Genomic DNA, 18,491 nt, shown 5'->3' on the forward strand with positions numbered 1-18,491 from the left:
AAAAATTAGCTACTTAGTGGTGATAGCCCAGATCTTTTTTAAAGATGAAGGATTGTAAAAAGACTGCAAGTGCCGCCACTTATCTAAAAATGGTTTGAATTGATTTATTTGATTTATAAGGAACAAATATCACCATATCTCAAGTAAGAATAGCAGAAACCAAAAATTAACGACAATGACCTTACTGTGCTCAGCCTTTAACCGATTATCCTTCTTCTTTGTATTCTACCACGCTTAATTTTGTAGCAAGTGTTGCTATTATGCTTAACCAATAGGCGAAATAATCATAAAAAAAAGGTTAATGGAACAAGTTTTTGCTGCAAATCCGGATAAAATACTGTACAATATGTGACAATTTTTTATCCATCAACTTTATAAGAGCGCTATGACTGATTTAAACCTTTATAGAAACATTGGTATCTTCGCCCACGTGGATGCCGGAAAAACCACCACTACCGAACGTATTCTTAAGCTTACTGGTAGAATCCACAAAATAGGTGAGGTTCACGATGGTGAATCAACAACCGATTTTATGGAGCAGGAAGCGGAGCGCGGTATTACCATCCAGTCCGCTGCAGTAAGTTGCTTCTGGAAAGGTCATCGTTTCAATGTTATCGATACCCCAGGACACGTTGACTTCACAGTAGAGGTATATCGTTCATTGAAGGTACTCGATGGCGGCATCGGAGTATTCTGTGGTTCTGGCGGCGTTGAGCCTCAGTCAGAAACCAACTGGCGCTATGCGAACAACTCAAAAGTATCTCGTTTGATTTTCGTAAACAAACTTGATCGTATCGGCGCAAACTTCTTGAAAGTGACTGACCAAATTAAAAAAGTATTGGGCGCACATCCTTTAATTATGACTTTGCCCATTGGCTATGAAGACAGCTTCGTAGGTGTTGTCGATTTATTAACTCGTAAAGCGTATGTTTGGGACGAATCTGGTCAGCCAGAAAATTACAAAATTACTGATGTGCCAGCCGATATGCATGACGACGTTGAAATGTATCGCGCGCAATTAATTGAAACAGCACTTGAAATGGATGATGAGTTGCTGATGGCTTATTTAGAAGGAGAGGAACCTTCAATAGAAGAAATTAAGCGTTGTATCCGTAAAGGTACGCTTGAATTAGCCTTCTTCCCAACTTATTGTGGTTCAGCGTTTAAAAACAAAGGAATGCAGTTATTATTGGATGCAGTGGTTGACTATTTACCTGCTCCCCATGAAGTTAATCCGCAACCTTTGACCAATGCCGAAGGTGAGCCAAATGGCCAATTCGCTATCGTTTCTCCTGATGAGCCATTCCGTGCCTTGGCATTTAAAATCATGGATGACCGTTTTGGTGCTCTAACGTTCGTACGTATCTATTCAGGAAGACTAAATAAAGGGGATACTATTCTTAACTCCTTTACTGGTAAAACGGAACGTGTTGGCCGTATGGTTGAGATGCAGGCAAATGAGCGTAATGAATTGCAAAGTGCTGAAGCAGGCGACATTATAGCGATTGTAGGTATGAAAAACGTTCGAACCGGCCACACTCTTTGCGATCCTAATCATGAGTGTACACTTGAAGCGATGGTTTTCCCTGAGCCAGTCATCTCTATTGCTGTTACGCCCAAAGATAAAGGTGCTACCGAAAAAATGGCTATTGCTATTGGTAAGATGGTTGCAGAAGATCCAACGTTTAGAGTGGAAACTGATCAAGATTCAGGTGAAACCATTCTTCGTGGTATGGGTGAATTACATCTTGATATTAAAGTGGATATTCTGAAGCGTACTTACGACGTTGAATTAATAGTAGGCCAACCGCAGGTTGCTTATCGTGAAACCATAACCAAATCGATTCAAGATAGCTATACTCACAAGAAACAATCAGGTGGTGCTGGTCAATACGGTAAAATCGACTACACTATTTCCCCAGGCGAGCCAAATACTGGATTCACGTTCATCACATCCGTTGTGGGTGGAAATGTCCCTAAAGAATTCTTTCCGGCAATTGAGAAAGGCTTCCGCTCAATGATGGACTCAGGTACCTTGGCAGGTTTCCCCGTATTGGATGTTGTAGTTAATCTCACCGATGGTGCTTACCATGCTGTTGACTCCTCGGCAATTGCATTTGAAATTGCAGCAAAGGGTGCTTTTCGTCAATCGATACCCAAAGCTGCCCCACAATTGCTTGAGCCAATCATGAAGGTTGATGTTTATAGTACTGAAGAGGATGTAGGTAATGTGATTGGTGACTTGAACCGTCGTCGCGGTATGATCTCGGGTCAAGAACCCAGTGCAGCTGGTGTCCGCATTAAGGCCGATGTTCCTCTTTCAGAAATGTTTGGTTACATCAGTACATTGCGCACCCTTACCTCTGGTCGTGGTCAATTCTCAATGGAATTCTCTCACTATGCTGCTTGTCCAAACAATGTAGCTGAAGCAGTAATTGCTAAAGAAAAAGAAAAGAAGAAAGCCACAGCTACTGCGTAAGATAATTAGTAACTTTTAAAAAGCTCTGTCAGTTTGTTCTGATGGAGCTTTTACTTTTAAAAGCCCAATAAATCAGGCATGAAATTTAAAGAAAATTTCTAACTGGTTATAACTTTTCTTTTAACCAGTCAATTTTCACACAGTCTTAGTAAGAATAAATTTCAATGTTTAGCATGCGGCAAGCATTTAAAATTTCTTCAACACACAATTCATTATCATTAGAATAATAAAAGAAATCTCTATGGATGTTACTACTGACAGAGTTTAACGAACAGCCATAAATAGAAGAAACTGCACTATTTCTTCCGTCAGAAAGACTAACTCTGACGACTCGGCCATAATCTGTGGATAGGGAACATGTCATTTTCTGATTATTAGAAAAAATTGAATTCAAAAAAAATGAATTAAAGCACTGACAGGCAAGCACATTGTTATTAATTGATAAGAAAATTGCCATTATGAACATTGAAAAAGTATTTTTAAAAGTAAACATTATGATCATTACCAAAAGTAAATCCATTTTTTAAATTATAGAACAGCAGCAAAATCTAAAGCAGACGTATCCGTATGGGAGGCAATGAGGAATAAAATTTTTATCTTTTTGCAAGCAAATGATCAATTGCCAATAACTATTTTCTTTGTTAAAGCAGCCTAAAATCGGTCCCTTATGAAAATGCTCCCATTCATTTCAGTTTTTCTAATAAAATAATATCCGTACCACGAGTATGCGATATTTTTTTAACTGTTACTGATGTTTTTTGTAGCATTTCTTGTATATCAGAAAATAAATCTAAACCATGATGATTTAATGGGCGTAATAAAAAATATGCTTTGCCATTGATTGCAAGTGAATTTTCTAGCGCTCGAATATAACTCTGAAAAGAGCTATCTAAATAAAATCTACAACGATTTTTAAATTCGGAGGGCGAAAGCATTCCGTGGCCTGGTTGGAAATAGGGTGGGTTACTGATAGTCAAATCAAATTTGCCTTCCCATTTTTTTTCATGTAATTCATCATAATTTAAAAGATGCCAGCGACATTGCAATTCAGGTCGATTGACGTTAGCTATGTTTTGATAAAAATATTCAGTATAAATATCCTGGATCTCAATAAAATCAATCTGCCGGATTGCTTGAAGATGCCATGATAGTTCAATTCCAATAACTCCGCAGCCTGCACAGAGATCTAATACTCTTAATGAACCAAGATCTGTATAGGATTTCAATTGTGTTGCAACAAATTTCGCAAGGTGAATTGAATCAAGACTGAAATGATATTCGTCAGGTTGTTTGTAATTATAAGTAAAATGCATGTTTTGTTCGTTCTGCATTGTATAAATCATTTTGAAATTATTTTCTGTCAATTATGGTCTTAAAGTATCTTATTCCGTTGCTTGTTCTCCCTTAATTAATTTTTCAAATTTATTTTCATATATAAAATAGATTTTATTCATAGTCATATTAATAACCTTCCATTAAACGATCATAAAAGTTTAGGCTGAGCATCTGATAGTGATCAATAAGCCATGAATTTTATGCTTTAGATTACTATTATAATGATGTTATAGAGGATTTTCCGAGTGGATATTTTAAGATTTTTTCGTCATGTTCTGGATACTTGCTCAATTACGCGAAAATTTTTGAAAAAACACCCCCATCCTTAACACCGGCTCTCATTATATAATGAGAGCTGAAAACAAAGGAGCAAGAGTTACTATTTATTTGACTGCGTTTGTTGTCTTAAGCTCGTTTCAAAAGTTATAGGACACTATGAGCCTGAGCCTATTGAGTGGAATCAACTTGTTCATCATAATGCAGATAGGCTAAAGCTCTTTCTACAAAAACTAGAAGTAGATCCCTTGAAATACTATTTATGATAGAGAAATGATGCAAAATTGGATTAAGAAAGAAAATATAAATCCTAAAGCAAAACCAAGGGAATCTTTATATATGAAGAAGCCGGTTCGTTCAATTGCGGAATATTTTGGTCCTTTGCTTGAAAAAGGTTTCGAACTGGAGTATCTGCAGGAAGAGACTACCATGACATTTAAAGTATAATTAAATTACCCTATTTGCTAAAGTTAATATATGGTGCTTATAATGTTCATAACTTATTCACAAGGAGTAAAACATGATGTCGAAAGAAGCTAATGGTACAAAAAGTCCTAAGGATGCTACAAAAAAATGGTCTTTTTTAGATACGTCCAAACGAATTTTAGAGGAAGAGAAAAGTCTAAAGAACTCGGCAGGAAAAAAAATAGTTAAGGGTAAAGAAGAAGCTCTCACCAGTTCAGATAATATGCTTGAAGCGGAGCCAGATATAAATCAGCTTTTTAAACATAAATAGTTTGGATATAAGAAGTTATCGAAAAAATCGATGCCTTAGGCTGTTGAAATGAGAAAGTCCAATCTTTCATGTTTGTCCAAAAACTCTTATAAATTAATTTTTCTGATATCCCTATAATAGGGACAGGTCTTTCCTTTTTATATTTAGGAAATAAATGCGAAACTATTGGTTTGCAAATGGAGAAGTATTTTGTTCTTAAAATTGGAATAGGATTCTGAACGATTTTGTGATGCGGTTTCCAGCATGTGTACTAAGGAGGCATGTTGGCGTCCATAGTATTTTTGTGAGGAAACCGCTATTACTTATGAGCTTACCGTAATCAGCTTTTCCAGTTCAAAAGCAATTTAAATTCTCAGTTTGTATCTATATTGTACTATAATTATATTTAGTTTTTCGGACCTTATCTTCGAACAGGGGTAACGGAAGCATTTACAAAAGAAAAAGTTGAATATGATGAAAAAAAATATAATGAGTTGTATCTATTCAGTTTTTATTTTTTTATTCTTTATCTTTGGTTCTGCGTATGCTGAAGATGAAGGTGAACCTTCTCGAGTTGCCCGATTAAGTTCCATCAATGGCTCTGCAAGTTTGCTGCCCGGAGGGGAAACTCAATGGGTAAAAGGCATTGTCAACCGTCCATTAATCACCGGTGATCGCATATGGTCAAGTAATAAATCATTTCTCGAATTACAGCTGGGCTCTACAACGGTACGTATGGGGAATCAAACCAGCCTTAAAATTCTAAACCTTACTCAAAAAATTTCCCAATTACAACTTTCCAGTGGAACCTTAATTGTCAAAGTAACCCATTTGAATCCTCGGCAAACAATTGAAATCAGTACACCCACTCTTGCTTTTATAGTAACAAAACCGGGTTATTATCGAATTTTTGTCAACAATCAAGCAAAAATAACGATCATAAGTGTAATAAAAGGAAGGGGAAAGGTGTATGGCCCAAAAGTTTCTTATATTGTTAATCAAGGAAAATCCTACACTTTTGGAGTAAATCTAAAACTATTTAAACCCACTGGCATACCTGCACCTGATAGTTTTGAACGTTGGAGTCGTATGCGGGATCGCATAGGCAAAGGTATTACCCGGTATGTATCTACCGAAATGATTGGCGAAGAAGATCTGCAACTCTATGGAAGTTGGAAAAAAACTCCTAAATATGGTCATGTTTGGATACCCAATAAAGTTAACCCAAATTGGGCCCCTTATCGTACAGGTCGGTGGGTTTGGGTACGCCAATGGGGTTGGACCTGGGTGGATGAAGAACCCTGGGGATTTGCTCCATTCCATTATGGTAGATGGGCTTATCTTGAAAGAAGATGGTGTTGGGTCCCAGGACCAAGATATGTCCAACCTGTTTACGCACCTGCTTTGGTGGCATTTGTAGGAGGCAACAATTTTAACCTGAGACTAAGTACTGGTGCATCTGGAATTGCATGGTTTCCTTTAGCTCCGGGAGAAATCTATATCCCTCCAGCCCACCTGGGACGTAATTATTTCATCAACGTTAATACCAGTAACACCCAGATTAATAATACTTATGTAAATAACATTTACGTTAATAGATCTACCAATATTTTCTATCAAAATGTAAATGTAGCACCCGCAATAACTGCAGTGCCAACACAAACATTTGTCAATTCACAACCGGTTAACCAGGCAGTGATAAATGTGCCTTCTCAAACAATACAACAGGCGCCTAAAACGCCTATTGCAGCAATTGCTCCTGACACTACCAGTGTATTAGGAGGAAGTTCTGCGCAGTCTCAACCCCCCAAAGAAATTTTAGATCAAGCTGGGGTAGTAACTGTTGCTCCTCCAGCACCTCCTGTTCCTTTTTCTGAAGAGAAAAAACTACTGGAAAAAAATCCGGGATCTCCTTTATCCACACAGGAAGCGCAATCTTTAAAACCATTGCCAACTGGAGCAACCGAAAAATTAGATGTAGTTAATCCAACACAAACTTCTACTCCCATTAATGAAAAAATTATCGAGCAAGCCCCCGTACCTGATCCAGCATTGATTAAAACTCAAGAACAGCGGTTACCACCTTCCCAACCAGCACAACCTCAGGAACAACCACAACCTCAGGAACAACCACAACCTCAGGAACAACCACAACCTCAGGAACAACCACAACCTCAGGAACAACCACAACCTCAGGAACAACCACAACCTCAGGAACAACCACAACCTCAGGAACAACCACAACCTCAGGAACAACCACAACCTCAGGAACAACCACAACCTCAGGAACAACCACAACCTCAGGAACAACCACAACCTCAGGAACAACCACAACCTCAGGAACAACCACAACCTCAGGAACAACCACAACCTCAGGAACAACCACAACCTCAGGAACAACCACAACCTCAGGAACAACCACAACCTCAGGAACAACCACAACCTCAGGAACAACCACAACCTCAGGAACAACCACAACCTCAGGAACAACCACAACCTCAGGAACAACCACAACCTCAGGAACAACCACAACCTCAGGAACAACCACAACCTCAGGAACAACCACAACCTCAGGAACAACCACAACCTCAGGAACAACCACAACCTCAGGAACAACCACAACCTCAGGAACAACCACAACCTCAGGAACAACCACAACCTCAGGAACAACCACAACCTCAGGAACAACCACAACCTCAGGAGCAACCACAACCTCAGGAGCAACCACAACCTCAGGAGCAACCACAACCTCAGGAGCAACCACAACCTCAGGAGCAACCACAGCCGCAGGAGCAACCACAACCTCAGGAGCAACCACAGCCGCAGGAACAAATACAGCCACAGGTACAAACACCGCTACCGGCACAAATACAGCCGCAAATACAAACGCCGCCACCGGCACAAATACAGCCACAGGTACAAACACCACCACCGGAACAAATACAGCCACAGGTACAAACACCACCACCGGAACAAATACAGCCACAGGTACAAACACCGCCACCGGCACAAATACAGCCGCAAATACAAACGCCGCCACCGGCACAAATACAGCCGCAAATACAAACACCGCCACCGGCACCGGCACAAATACAGCCGCAAATACAAACGCCGCTACCGACACAAATACAGCCGCAAATACAAACACCGCCACCGACACAAATACAGCCGCAGGTACAAACACCACCACAAACGCCTGTACAATAGTAAAGATAAAAGTATGAGCAAGTTAGCTTCTTAAGTCTTAATCTGTTTCGTCAGGAGCAGAATAAAATTAAATAAAGTATTCAATGAATGATGGACCTTGTTTCATGTACCTAAGATAGTGCATGAAAACATGATAAAACGCTTTGCTTCTTGGCAGAATCCTGGTGGCATTTTGCAATTCGCTACTGGAGAGAGCGCTTATGAAGAAAGCAGTAAGGATATGCTCGAACAAGGGCTGTGGTTCTATAGTCTGGAACACGAAGAGTATGAAAAATACCTCAAACAAAGTGGATATTAGCTACAACATCTAGTTTGGATGGTGGAATATACCGGAGTTGGTAACAATGAAACTCGACATTGTAAAAAGTTCAGAAAGTGATATCGAATATATCAACACTGGATATCGATACTGGGCGAATTCAACAGAAATCAGGTTCAACATACCTCCAAAATGGATTACATATCTCTTAATTATCATATAAAGGATGAAGATGGTTTGATTATTGCCAGCATCAATGCCTTTTCCTGCTGGCAAATGGCTTACATCAGTGAATTCTGTGTTGCCTTAAAATTTCGAAATCAGGGTATAGGCTCCCTTCTCTCAATAAAATTGAGGAAGAAGCAAAAATTAGGTGCAACAGTATCTCATACAGATACATTTGATTGGCGAGCAAAAGATTTTTATTTGAAATATGGTTATGAAGCCTTCGGGACAATTGAAAATTGTCCTCCAGGACATAAGCGTTTTTTCCTTAAAAAGCATTTTTAACAGTAGTAACTGTCTTGAATTTTATTTCGAGACAGTTATTACCTTTGGAGTAGTTGAGGGAATATGCTCTTCTATTCGTTTGATCATGTAGGGGAAAAATGGATTGGATGAAAGTCGGAGGATTGAATCCAAACTTATGATGAGTACATTTCGTTCACCACGCGAAGCGAGGGCTCCTAATTGAATGCCATATTTTTTCGAATCTGGAGAAAGGCCATACAGACTATCGTTTACCGGAAAGGGTATGGCAACATGTGACAAGGAGTAAACATCGCGGGGATAAGCCAATCCTAGAGAGGAAACACGTTCATTTACTGTCCCAGCTTCAGTGACACGTTCGACAACATCGATACTGTCATCAGTCGCATTAGTAATGATTACGGTGCGAAATTTTCGCGGGGGTTTATTTAAAAGCCGTGCCACTGCCGTATCTGCGGAAGGGCGTAATAAAAGACCTAATTTAGCGGCTCGATTCAAATCAAATAATATTAATTCACTACCATTTGCAGGAAGGTTGGCATAAAAAGCAGTAATTATTGCACGCGTACTTACTGTAAAATCCATTACAGACTGGAACGTCAATACAGATGGAAGTTCAATTAGTCGATCTTCATTAGCAAGGCGTACTATTTGTTGTTGTAATACCGCAGTTAAACGATGAGACTGGCTTGCTCCATTAACCGGAAAAGAGTTGTATTTAAATGGATTGAATTCAGGAAGTATACTGAGCCAGGCTGCTTTTGCAAACGGTGGCAAAACAGCCGGTAGGGCAGCAAATCCCGCAAAGCGAGCGAAGCGGGTGACTCCTATCATCGGTGAAATTAAGATAATTTTATCTGGTCGTGTTAATTGTTTATTTTCAAGAGAATCAAGAGCATATTTTAATGCCAGTGCTCCGCCATTAGAAAAACCTACGAGATGAAGGGGTTGTGATGGTCCTATGCGTCTTCGCGCTTCACGTACGGCTAGCCTGGTTGCCGCTAGCCAATCTTCCCATTTGACATCTGTTAACGCGGCAGGTACTGTGCCATGAGCAGGTAGTCTGATAGCAATGGCAACATAACCATGGGCGACATATCGTCTGGCAATATGACGCAGACTATAAGGAGAATCAGTCAGCCCATGTAAAAGTACAACAGCTCCAACAGCGGGACCTTGGGGTTCACGTATATAAGAGCGATTCCAATCAGTGGAAAATTTTTCGGGATAAACTGGGCTGCCGGAGAAATATCGATTAACCGGGACACGCTCTTTCTTATTTAATTTTTCAGTTACTTCAGTTCGTACAGCGTCAAAAAGAGCATTTTCTATTTCTATGTATTGTGCCCAATTAAGTTTATCAAGTTCTTTGGCATGTTTTTCTTTGGGGACATAAGTATGCCATAACTCTAAGGCTGGGCCACGTTGCGAATCAAATATTCTTAACCCAAGCAAAATTACAAAACATAAGCAGACAAGCTTAGTTAGTGATTTTAACAATTTAAATAATCTAGTTCTCATTGATGGGCTCTTTTGATCATCAGACCTAAGGTTTTTTCATCTAGGATATCATTTAGTTTTAATTCTCAAAATCTTATTTCTCTATTTTGCTTTTCTTTTAATGCACAATTACATCAAACAGAAGTGATGTTAATCTACTTTTTTGCCCGTCGGTTTCACACTGATTTTTGCTGGGCTAAGGTTGTTGGTGATGCGGGAGACAGTTCTATCTACTCGCCGCTGAAGCATGATTTCTACCATTAGTGTTTCATTCGGATGAAGAATTTTGTTAATGTCAGCGAGCGAGGAATGAAAATCAAGCGGCTTGTAATAGGCAAGGGCTTGATCACTTGGCGCAGGGTATGCCTTAATACGGAACCCCAGATTACCCTGCATTTTTGGGATATTAATCCCGGCTTCCATGATATCGTAGTCAAGAAAATAAGTCAGTTTACCTCGATCACGCTGGTTACGCTGGCGGTCTGCGAAGAAACCTGTAGGAAGCGCATACTCGCTATATTTGGGTCCAGCAGTTAGATAAAGATCATAATCGTCAAGATGATTACCCCTGTCATCAATAAGTCGGAATATAATCATAGAGTAGCGATTGGTGATATACTCCCGTTTATGCATAAGCGTCTTCACAAGTTCTGTATGTTCATTTTTCTGGGTTTCTTTGGTAATCTTGTCTAGCTCTTTTGCCAATGCATTATAGGAGTCACGATTTCTCACTTGAAGGCATCGCAAGACCCATATAGTCGTAGGATGAGTAGCGGCATTGGTCATAGTAATACTGCGGATGATTCCCATTTTTTTACCGGAATGCGAACATCCAGGTAGAACCCCAAATGCCATTTGTTTTGTCCGTGTCATTTTGGAGACAACAAGATTTTCACCGTTATTCCCCTCCTGATGTAACTTTAATAGACTGTAATTCATATTTGCAGCAGTGACACGAACAACTCCATCAGACCCAGCTTCTCCTGTATAGGAGTTAAGGGCATCATAAAGTTGGTGATCAATTTTCTGGCCTGTAAGTACAAACGAATAGATACCGTTAGCAGTGCAATCGTAATCAAGCCAACTTTCATTAAGTTGCCAGCTCATGTTGCTTCCGAGCTCAAGCCAATCAAGCACATGCTTTCCTGGTTCAATACCTTCAAAAAAACTTTTTATACGACCTAACCTGGATTTACCAAGTTGAGCAAGTGCAGAACCGTGGTTGGCGGGAGCCAGCATGATAAGATGACTCAATGGGCATTTTGCAAGATTATTCTTAAAGTATAAATCCATCCACTTACGAACAACGGGGCCACCGGTAGAGTGAGTAATACAAGCAAAACGCCTCCCATCTCGCAGTTTATCAGCAATTTCATCACGCACTGCATGATCAAATGCTCGTGCTATATCGTCGATTGTTACCGTATCGTCAAAGCTGATATAGTGCCCAAGATAGATGTTACCAACTTGAATATTCAGTTTTCCGTCTTTGCTCTGACGTTCAAGCCATTGAGGAAGCTCTCCATAAGTATCGGTATGTGTGACACTCCAACCATGGACGAAGATAACAATCATAATTTTCCTTAATTTATTGACACTACAAGGAGGCATTGTTTAATAAATCGGATAATATTGAATTATTTTACAATAAAATAGCTAAGTAAAATTAAAAACTTGAGGACACCTTGTCGCCAGTAATTGACTCTAACTGTTATTTCCGAATTCATAAACCTTTTTGTAAGCCATGCATTTGGTGGCTCCAGAAATTAAATATTAAAATTAATTGAAAGGGAAGTGATGAACCACAAATTAAGACATAAAAAGTCCGCTTACTGTGATATTCAGATCAAAATTCATTTGAAAAATAATTCAGTTCCCAATAGAGTTGCAGCAGGGAGGGAGCCTAATATTACGAAACAATGCTTCGTATGTACAGTCTAAAGCGGCATTCTAAATGTGGCCGATTTTTGGACTGTATTGCTAAAATTGCGTAGTAGTAATAATACTCACGTAACGCAAATTGATCAATAATTGCCCATAAAGTTTAATATGGAGTAATAAAATGCAGTCTCGTGAAGTAAATGAAAGCATAAAGTCTGAACGTATCATTACTGATATTTTGCCGTCTACTGAACTGACCGAAGAGCAAGACAATAATATTTTGTCTGATCATGCTTTCCGGATAAGTAGAATACCTATTGGTACAGGCTATGTAAATGCTGGTACTTTTAATATGTTAGCCAACGCCAATATATTTCCTGGGTTTCGATACCAATATCCTGATACGAAACAAAATTTGAGAGGTTTAACTTCATCCGACTCTAACTATGAGCTCTGGCAAAAAAATCGATGGGAAAAGATGGTTGAGTTTGTGAGTCAAACGGCCAAAATCCGTGAACTTTCATTATTATCGATTCAGGAAACGATACCAGATTTACGTAGTATGCTTTTGAAAAAATTGAATGAAAATCTTCCTGAAACTGAACAGTGGGCATTTTATTCTGATCCTGATAGTAAGAATGCTCCTGTAGCTATTTTATATAAAAAGTCAGAGTTTAAACTTGAAAATGAACGGATTATTAAACTGGATGGAAATAAATGTCCTTGTGTCGCTTTAACCCATAGCGCCACGCAGGAACCTATTGAAGCGGTAGCCCTTACTATAGGGCATAGACCGGATGAAGATCCAACAACTGCAGAAAATGATCTTCTCAAATGTGCCAGTCAAAATATGAGACAAAAAATGATTGCCATTGGGGATTTCAATTTGCGGATGGCAAATCCCGGTTCAGAGTTAATAAATTGTGCAAATAATCTTATCCCACCAGGTTTTCAAAAGACAGCAGGAGTTTATGATTCAACAGATGCGTTCATAATGGTTGAAATGAGTACTCTTAAACAATTGCCTGCTGATACTGTTGATCAATTAAATCCCAAGCTAAATATTTCACCAGTACCTATTTTGGATGTCAGTACACAAGAAAGTCCCTATAGAAGAGTTTTTAATCCCAATGGGCATTTGTTACCCATTGGTAAAGGTAGAGGGATGAATGTATCAGATTTTGTTAAAGGATTAATTAATGATACTAAAATTGAAAAAAATATTAATGTTGAAGTTTATGCTAAGATCCAAACCAATGAAAAACAGCTGGTTATTCGATCTAATACTAAAATACCCATTTTAGAGGCCATGGGAATACCTTATGATTTCCAAAATAAAAAATATTTAATTGAATTTGCCTATCCTGAAATAGACAAAGTCATGCCAATAAGCCGTAATGCTAAAAGCTTTTATTTTAGAGATGAAAACAAAAGGGTTAATCTTGCTTGTCTAGGTAGTCATCATCATAGAGTTGGACTAGTTGGTATATTTGCTAATAAAAATGTAAAGGAATATGAGACTAATAGGGATAGGCTAATTTTGGCTAGCGGATTGTATGATCATCTGGAAAGCAAAAAGTGTCTTCAAAATATAGAGAGTTCCTCTGGCGATCGTGTAATATATGAGGAGAACATGGCTAATTTGATAGGTGCGGTTAAAGAATTTATGAGTACTAATGGGGTAACTAACCCCAAGCAGATTCACCTTACAGTTTCTGAATATAAATCAGTGTACAAACAAAATAAAGAAATGACAAAAAAAGTTGAAGAGGCTATTGATTCTGTACTTAATATCTACTCAGCGCATGCGCCTGCGCCAGCATTACCTCCAAGAGCAAACCGATTGGGCCGATGAGATGATTGGCAACCCCAATGTGCATATGGGGCTAGCGATCCCGTTGTAATACAGGATTCATTTGTCAATCTATAATTATCCATTTAATTTTTCCTTTATGTTTATATAATGTAAAACTATTTGTTCAATGAGTTTATGGGTTCTTACTAATGCAAGATAAAAAAGAAGAGAGTCAAAGTAGAGGATATAAGTTAAGTCCTAAAAAAAATTTAACAAGAGATCTTATGATGGACCTAGTCAAAGCACTAGAAGAAACCAGTAGAGCTGAAATGTCTCTAGACGAAGAAATAAATATTATTTTAGAGGAACTGGCGTATTTTGCATCTATAAACGAGTTTCAAAATGCATTGATTGCACTGAATAGATTAGCTTCTCAAATAAAACACTTCTCTGACGAGGGGGCTTTTCTTGAATTCTTAAAAAATAAAACGGAGTATTCTGTTATAAACACTCCTCAAGTTGCTTACTTTTTTGCGTTAATGAATGATGTGATTAAGAATCAAAATAAACTCCTAATTTCCGGGAGTCAAGAAGACAAAAATATTGATGATCAAATTCTTCCTTTTTGTTTTTTAAGCAATTCAAAAAAAGGTTTAAAAATTCTTACTCCACTGCTGTCACCTCATAGAGTAGGCCAGCAATGCCATAGTGAATTTAATAATGATGTAGCCAAGTTAGATAGTTTGTTCAACAGTTTTAGAGTCTATAAAGAGTATTGGAGAAGCGATCGCTATTTTTATCGCTTAGCCAATCACTTACCAAAATGGGATAGTTTATATATTGAATCCTTTCATGATATTTTTGACGATATTGCAGATGAAAACTATATAAATTATATTCTGAATAATATTCAACAACGTCTTAAAATTTGTAAGGAACACTCTTTTCCTGCCTTTATCCACTTCAATACTGATAATGTACCTGCTTTATTTTTAAAAATTAGTCACTATTTGGGTAACGATAATTTAATTCAGAAAAAAATTGAAGAGCAAATAAATTCTGGCGCTAAAATGCGTTTTTTTAATCAGGAATGTCAAAGAGCGGGCTCCAAGACTTTATTATTAGGAGGAACTTATGGGAATGGATGTGTTCTTGCAGCTGCCCAAAAACTTGGAAAAACCATTTTTACAAAAACAAATGGTTATTTTCAGGCAAGCCATGCTCACTGCCGTTGGGTCAATTATCACAAAAAACCTTACTTACATGAAAACTCGCTTATAGATCCTCAAATTACCGAGGGTTTCAATCCTTTTGATGCAAAACAGAATGTTGAGAAAATAGGCTTTAGCGAGTTTCCTGCGTTATTACAGGTGAGTCATCGATATAGATGTAACTTTTTAGCATCTGAGTTAGAACAAGTTAGAGTTTTAGATACCTTGCCGCGCGAACAACAATGCAAGTTAATTTTTTCGGAGTGTGTGGATTATTCTAAATTAGCTACTGTAAAGCCTAGTGCTTTATCGAGAATCAGACAACGGAGTGCACAGCTAAATACTCAAAGCGCCCAAAGGCCTATTTTATCATGGATGTACAATGGCAGCAGACCTACAGTTATTTTGAAGAAACATCGTAAAGAAAATTCTGAAGAGAATCCGAGTCCTACACAAAATATGACTCCATAATCTAGTTTGGACTTTCCCTCCCAAAAGGCATTTTAATCAAGTAGTCTAGTATTTAAATTTATTAGTATCTGAAGTTAATAAAACTGTATTCAATAAAAATAGATAAAATGCCTAAAAAACCATCAGAAAGGTAGGTCGGGCTTTGGTTCGACGACTGTGAGCAATCCTTTTTGATATTTATTCTATTTATTCTTTACATCTGGCTTCAAACTCTGCATAGGGTGGTAATCGAATAAGGTTCCTGTTGTACGTATGCGATATGTTGAAAAACAATGCATTCAAAGGCTAATAAAACAATACTAATATTTTTAATATGAACAAATGAAGCAATGGAGAAATGCAAAACTCAAGACCTGACCTCATGGATTTCAAGCTTATCAGCAGATAGAGAGAAGGTCGCTATCTAATCTTTACGGTTTTTTGGTCATTTCATATCCGTCATTACTTACCAATGCATCATATATTTTTTTGCCTTGGTCAATTGCAATACCACGGGCAAACATTCCAAAGGCAGACAAACCAACTAAAGGAAAGAAGCCCTTTACACCACTTGATTTATAAATTTTGCTTGCCATAGTAACTATGTTGGTTGATTCTGCAGTAATTTTTTGATTAAGTCCAATGACACTTAATGGATTGCTGAAAATATAGCCTACAACTCCAGATACACCTGCTACTAAGACATTATCACCATATGTTCCTTGAAGATAATTCAGTGTATTAAAATAGACACCATATTGAATTGCATCTCTCATAGCGATAGCATTGACTCCTGACATGAGGCGACTTCCATTAAGGTTATTAATGGGCACATTAGTCATCATTCGAGCCTTTATTACAGAGATAGGGGTTGTTATATAAACAGTCGCAAGCCCTGCTAGAAATCCAGAATAATTTTTTGCATTTTCTTTATTTGCTAATTGTGAATTTAATGCGTTTTCAAAGACATATAATGCAGGAAAAAGTACTATGTTTTTCATGCATGAATTAAGAAGAGCTACAGGATATCCTTTGATAGGGTGCACCCATGCATTTCGATACGCCTGAACATACAAGCTATTATTCCAGATTTGTGAGTAATTTGCTTGCACTATGTTTTGCGTTAATTGTTTCAAGCCCTGAGCTTTATAAGACTCAGCAACAGATTTTATTGCTTGAGATAAGGGTTTATCGATTAAGCTAAAAGTTGCTGTTGTACTCGTAGCACCTATTACCGCACCTTTTAGCACGTTTTCTTTGAATTCCTCTTGATTAAATGTTTTTGAATCAGAAGAAGTAGAGCTGTTTTTTTTCTCATACATGGCTTAATATAACCTTTATGGTTAAGATTTACGTGGATAGTAAACATAAAACCTTAAGTAAATATTAACTCAGCTTATAAATTACTTTATTTTTTGTACGATATAAAAATGGTTTTATTTCCTCTGCGATAAAAACATAAATAGAGTCAGACAAAGTAATGTTGTAGAAGAGGATAATAATTCTTTTTTGTTCTGTATAAAGACAAGATATAAGGACGATTGTTATGAGAGCAAAATCTGAGCACCCCAAAACCACCGTTGAGCAGCAGAGGCAAAAAACCAAACCTTCTAAGCTTTTAGAGGAGTCAATATTTTTTGGGAATAGCTTTTTTTTAACGGGCCAAAATCTAATAGAAAAGAGCTGTAAGGAGAAGGCAAAAATAGAGGTGGAAACACGTAACAATATAGGGGGCTTGTCACACTAATCATTTGGTTGGGCCAACTTGCAGCAGCAAGTGTAGGTAGGACCTACACTTTCAAGATAGGAGCTTTTACATTGTTCTTTTGAATTGTAGTTTTTACCATGGTTGTATTTGGAAAGGGGATGGATTAAAGAGTTCTTGTTCTTCCTCATTCTTTTCAATTTTCTCTCTTGTAATAGAAGGGAAGGGTTGAAGTTGCATTGAAAGTGGATTGGGAGTACAACTTTGATCTTTGGTGGCTTCATCCTTTTCATGTGCTGTTGGCACTAAATTATTTGCTAGCCGTTGGATAAACGCATCGTATAAGGTTAATGTAGGCATGCTAATACGAAGAGAAAGTATGTTGCCCTCTTCATCTTGAGTAATGTGTATATAGTCATTGGAAAGATGATTTTCTTCTTTAAACTTCTTGAAGTCTTTTATAATTGCTTCCATGAATTTTTTTAATTCTTTTCTTTGTTCTTTAGTTAATGAATTAGGCTCACAAACCAACTTAATAGTGAGCGTCATTGATTCACGATCACTTTCAACCAGCAATTGCTCTCGGGCGATCAATTCCTCGATTATTTTCGCGTCAAAACTGTTATCATCTAAAGCCCCAGAATCATACACGTCTATCAAATCATCAACAGCCTCAACTCCTTTGCGTGGTTTAGTTAGCACGTCATCTGCTTCATGACTTGCTTTTTTCTCAGAGGTTTTATCAGAGGTAGCACTATCATCTTTACTGTCACCACTACCTCCTCCATGTCCAGAACAAAGGCGCTTAGGGGCAATTTCTTTAAAGCAAACCCGACAACGTACTTTTGCCGCTTCCTCAGCAGCCTCTTTTTTTTCTGCTTCTTTTTTGAATTGTTGTAAAGCTAATTTTATAGAAGAGGTTTGGGGTTCATCTGTCGTTATGGATTCAGAAACAGGCAGGTGTTTTTCTTTGACATTTTTCATGAGAATACTCCAGTACAAGTTTATAATAATTTCATCTGAATAAGGATTGACTTATCTGTTAGTATACCGAGTTAAAAGTGATTTGTTGTATATAAAATGTACAGAAGTACTGTGTGTTTGCTTATACTCTTATATCTGTGTAAAACTTAACTTAAACAGGATTTTAGGCTAATTTGTTTTGATGTTTTTCTTATTAAAGAGGCTG

At 37.9% G+C, this 18,491-nt stretch carries 13 protein-coding genes; 8 read left to right on the forward strand and 5 right to left on the reverse strand.

From position 1 onward, the window contains the following. Positions 1–385 precede the first annotated feature (385 nt). Positions 386–2,479: an elongation factor G gene (gene fusA, locus DY223_RS07560; RefSeq protein ID WP_058459354.1), complete on the forward strand. Its 2,094-nt coding sequence runs from the start codon at positions 386–388 to the stop codon at positions 2,477–2,479. Between the two features lie 683 nt (positions 2,480–3,162). Here the strand turns inward: fusA and DY223_RS07565 are convergent. Continuing rightward, positions 3,163–3,822 carry a methyltransferase gene (locus DY223_RS07565; protein WP_115684355.1) on the reverse strand — a complete coding sequence of 220 codons (660 nt, stop codon included), beginning with the start codon at positions 3,820–3,822 and terminating at the stop codon, positions 3,163–3,165. A 541-nt stretch (positions 3,823–4,363) separates the two neighbouring features. On the opposite strand from DY223_RS07565, the gene DY223_RS19465 reads away from it, so the two are divergent. The 5 genes from DY223_RS19465 (at position 4,364) to DY223_RS07600 (ending at position 8,781) form a co-directional block, all read left to right on the forward strand. Then, the gene (locus DY223_RS19465; RefSeq protein WP_235810505.1) at positions 4,364–4,537 is read left to right on the forward strand and encodes a hypothetical protein; all 174 of its coding nucleotides are present in this window, start codon (positions 4,364–4,366) and stop codon (positions 4,535–4,537) included. Positions 4,538–4,610: 73 nt separating this feature from the next. Then, positions 4,611–4,826: a hypothetical protein gene (locus DY223_RS07575; protein ID WP_235810506.1), complete on the forward strand. Its 216-nt coding sequence runs from the start codon at positions 4,611–4,613 to the stop codon at positions 4,824–4,826. Positions 4,827–5,276: 450 nt separating this feature from the next. Continuing rightward, positions 5,277–8,012: a DUF6600 domain-containing protein gene (locus tag DY223_RS19100; RefSeq protein WP_160116279.1), complete on the forward strand. Its 2,736-nt coding sequence runs from the start codon at positions 5,277–5,279 to the stop codon at positions 8,010–8,012. A gap of 130 nt (positions 8,013–8,142) precedes the next feature. Then, positions 8,143–8,310, forward strand: a complete 168-nt coding sequence (locus DY223_RS19105; RefSeq protein ID WP_154669246.1) for a hypothetical protein — start codon at positions 8,143–8,145, stop codon at positions 8,308–8,310. A 153-nt stretch (positions 8,311–8,463) separates the two neighbouring features. Next, positions 8,464–8,781, forward strand: a complete 318-nt coding sequence (locus tag DY223_RS07600; RefSeq protein WP_058457719.1) for a GNAT family N-acetyltransferase — start codon at positions 8,464–8,466, stop codon at positions 8,779–8,781. 21 nt (positions 8,782–8,802) lie between these two features. On the opposite strand, the gene DY223_RS07605 is transcribed toward DY223_RS07600, so the two are convergent. Together DY223_RS07605 and plaB are read right to left on the reverse strand one after the other, a co-directional pair. Next, a complete protein-coding gene (locus DY223_RS07605; RefSeq protein WP_058457720.1) occupies positions 8,803–10,281 on the reverse strand; it encodes an alpha/beta hydrolase in 1,479 nt (492 codons plus the stop codon). A 129-nt stretch (positions 10,282–10,410) separates the two neighbouring features. Next, a complete protein-coding gene (plaB, locus tag DY223_RS07610) occupies positions 10,411–11,835 on the reverse strand; it encodes a phospholipase PlaB (protein ID WP_058457721.1) in 1,425 nt (474 codons plus the stop codon). A 487-nt stretch (positions 11,836–12,322) separates the two neighbouring features. Between plaB and DY223_RS07615 the strand changes: the two genes are divergently transcribed. Next, complete coding sequence (locus DY223_RS07615) at positions 12,323–13,996, forward strand: endonuclease/exonuclease/phosphatase family protein (protein ID WP_058457722.1); 1,674 nt, start codon at positions 12,323–12,325, stop codon at positions 13,994–13,996. Positions 13,997–14,145: 149 nt separating this feature from the next. Next, positions 14,146–15,618: a hypothetical protein gene (locus DY223_RS07620; protein WP_235810443.1), complete on the forward strand. Its 1,473-nt coding sequence runs from the start codon at positions 14,146–14,148 to the stop codon at positions 15,616–15,618. 410 nt (positions 15,619–16,028) lie between these two features. On the opposite strand, the gene DY223_RS07625 is transcribed toward DY223_RS07620, so the two are convergent. Continuing rightward, the gene (locus DY223_RS07625; RefSeq protein WP_058457723.1) at positions 16,029–16,919 is read right to left on the reverse strand and encodes a hypothetical protein; all 891 of its coding nucleotides are present in this window, start codon (positions 16,917–16,919) and stop codon (positions 16,029–16,031) included. 518 nt (positions 16,920–17,437) lie between these two features. Beyond that, on the reverse strand, positions 17,438–18,286 hold the full coding sequence (locus DY223_RS07635; RefSeq protein ID WP_058457725.1) for a hypothetical protein: 849 nt from the start codon (positions 18,284–18,286) through the stop codon (positions 17,438–17,440). Between the last annotated feature and the right edge of the window lie 205 nt (positions 18,287–18,491).

Origin of the sequence: Legionella bozemanae, assembly GCF_900450575.1 — a bacterium.
GTDB lineage: Bacteria > Pseudomonadota > Gammaproteobacteria > Legionellales > Legionellaceae > Legionella > Legionella bozemanae.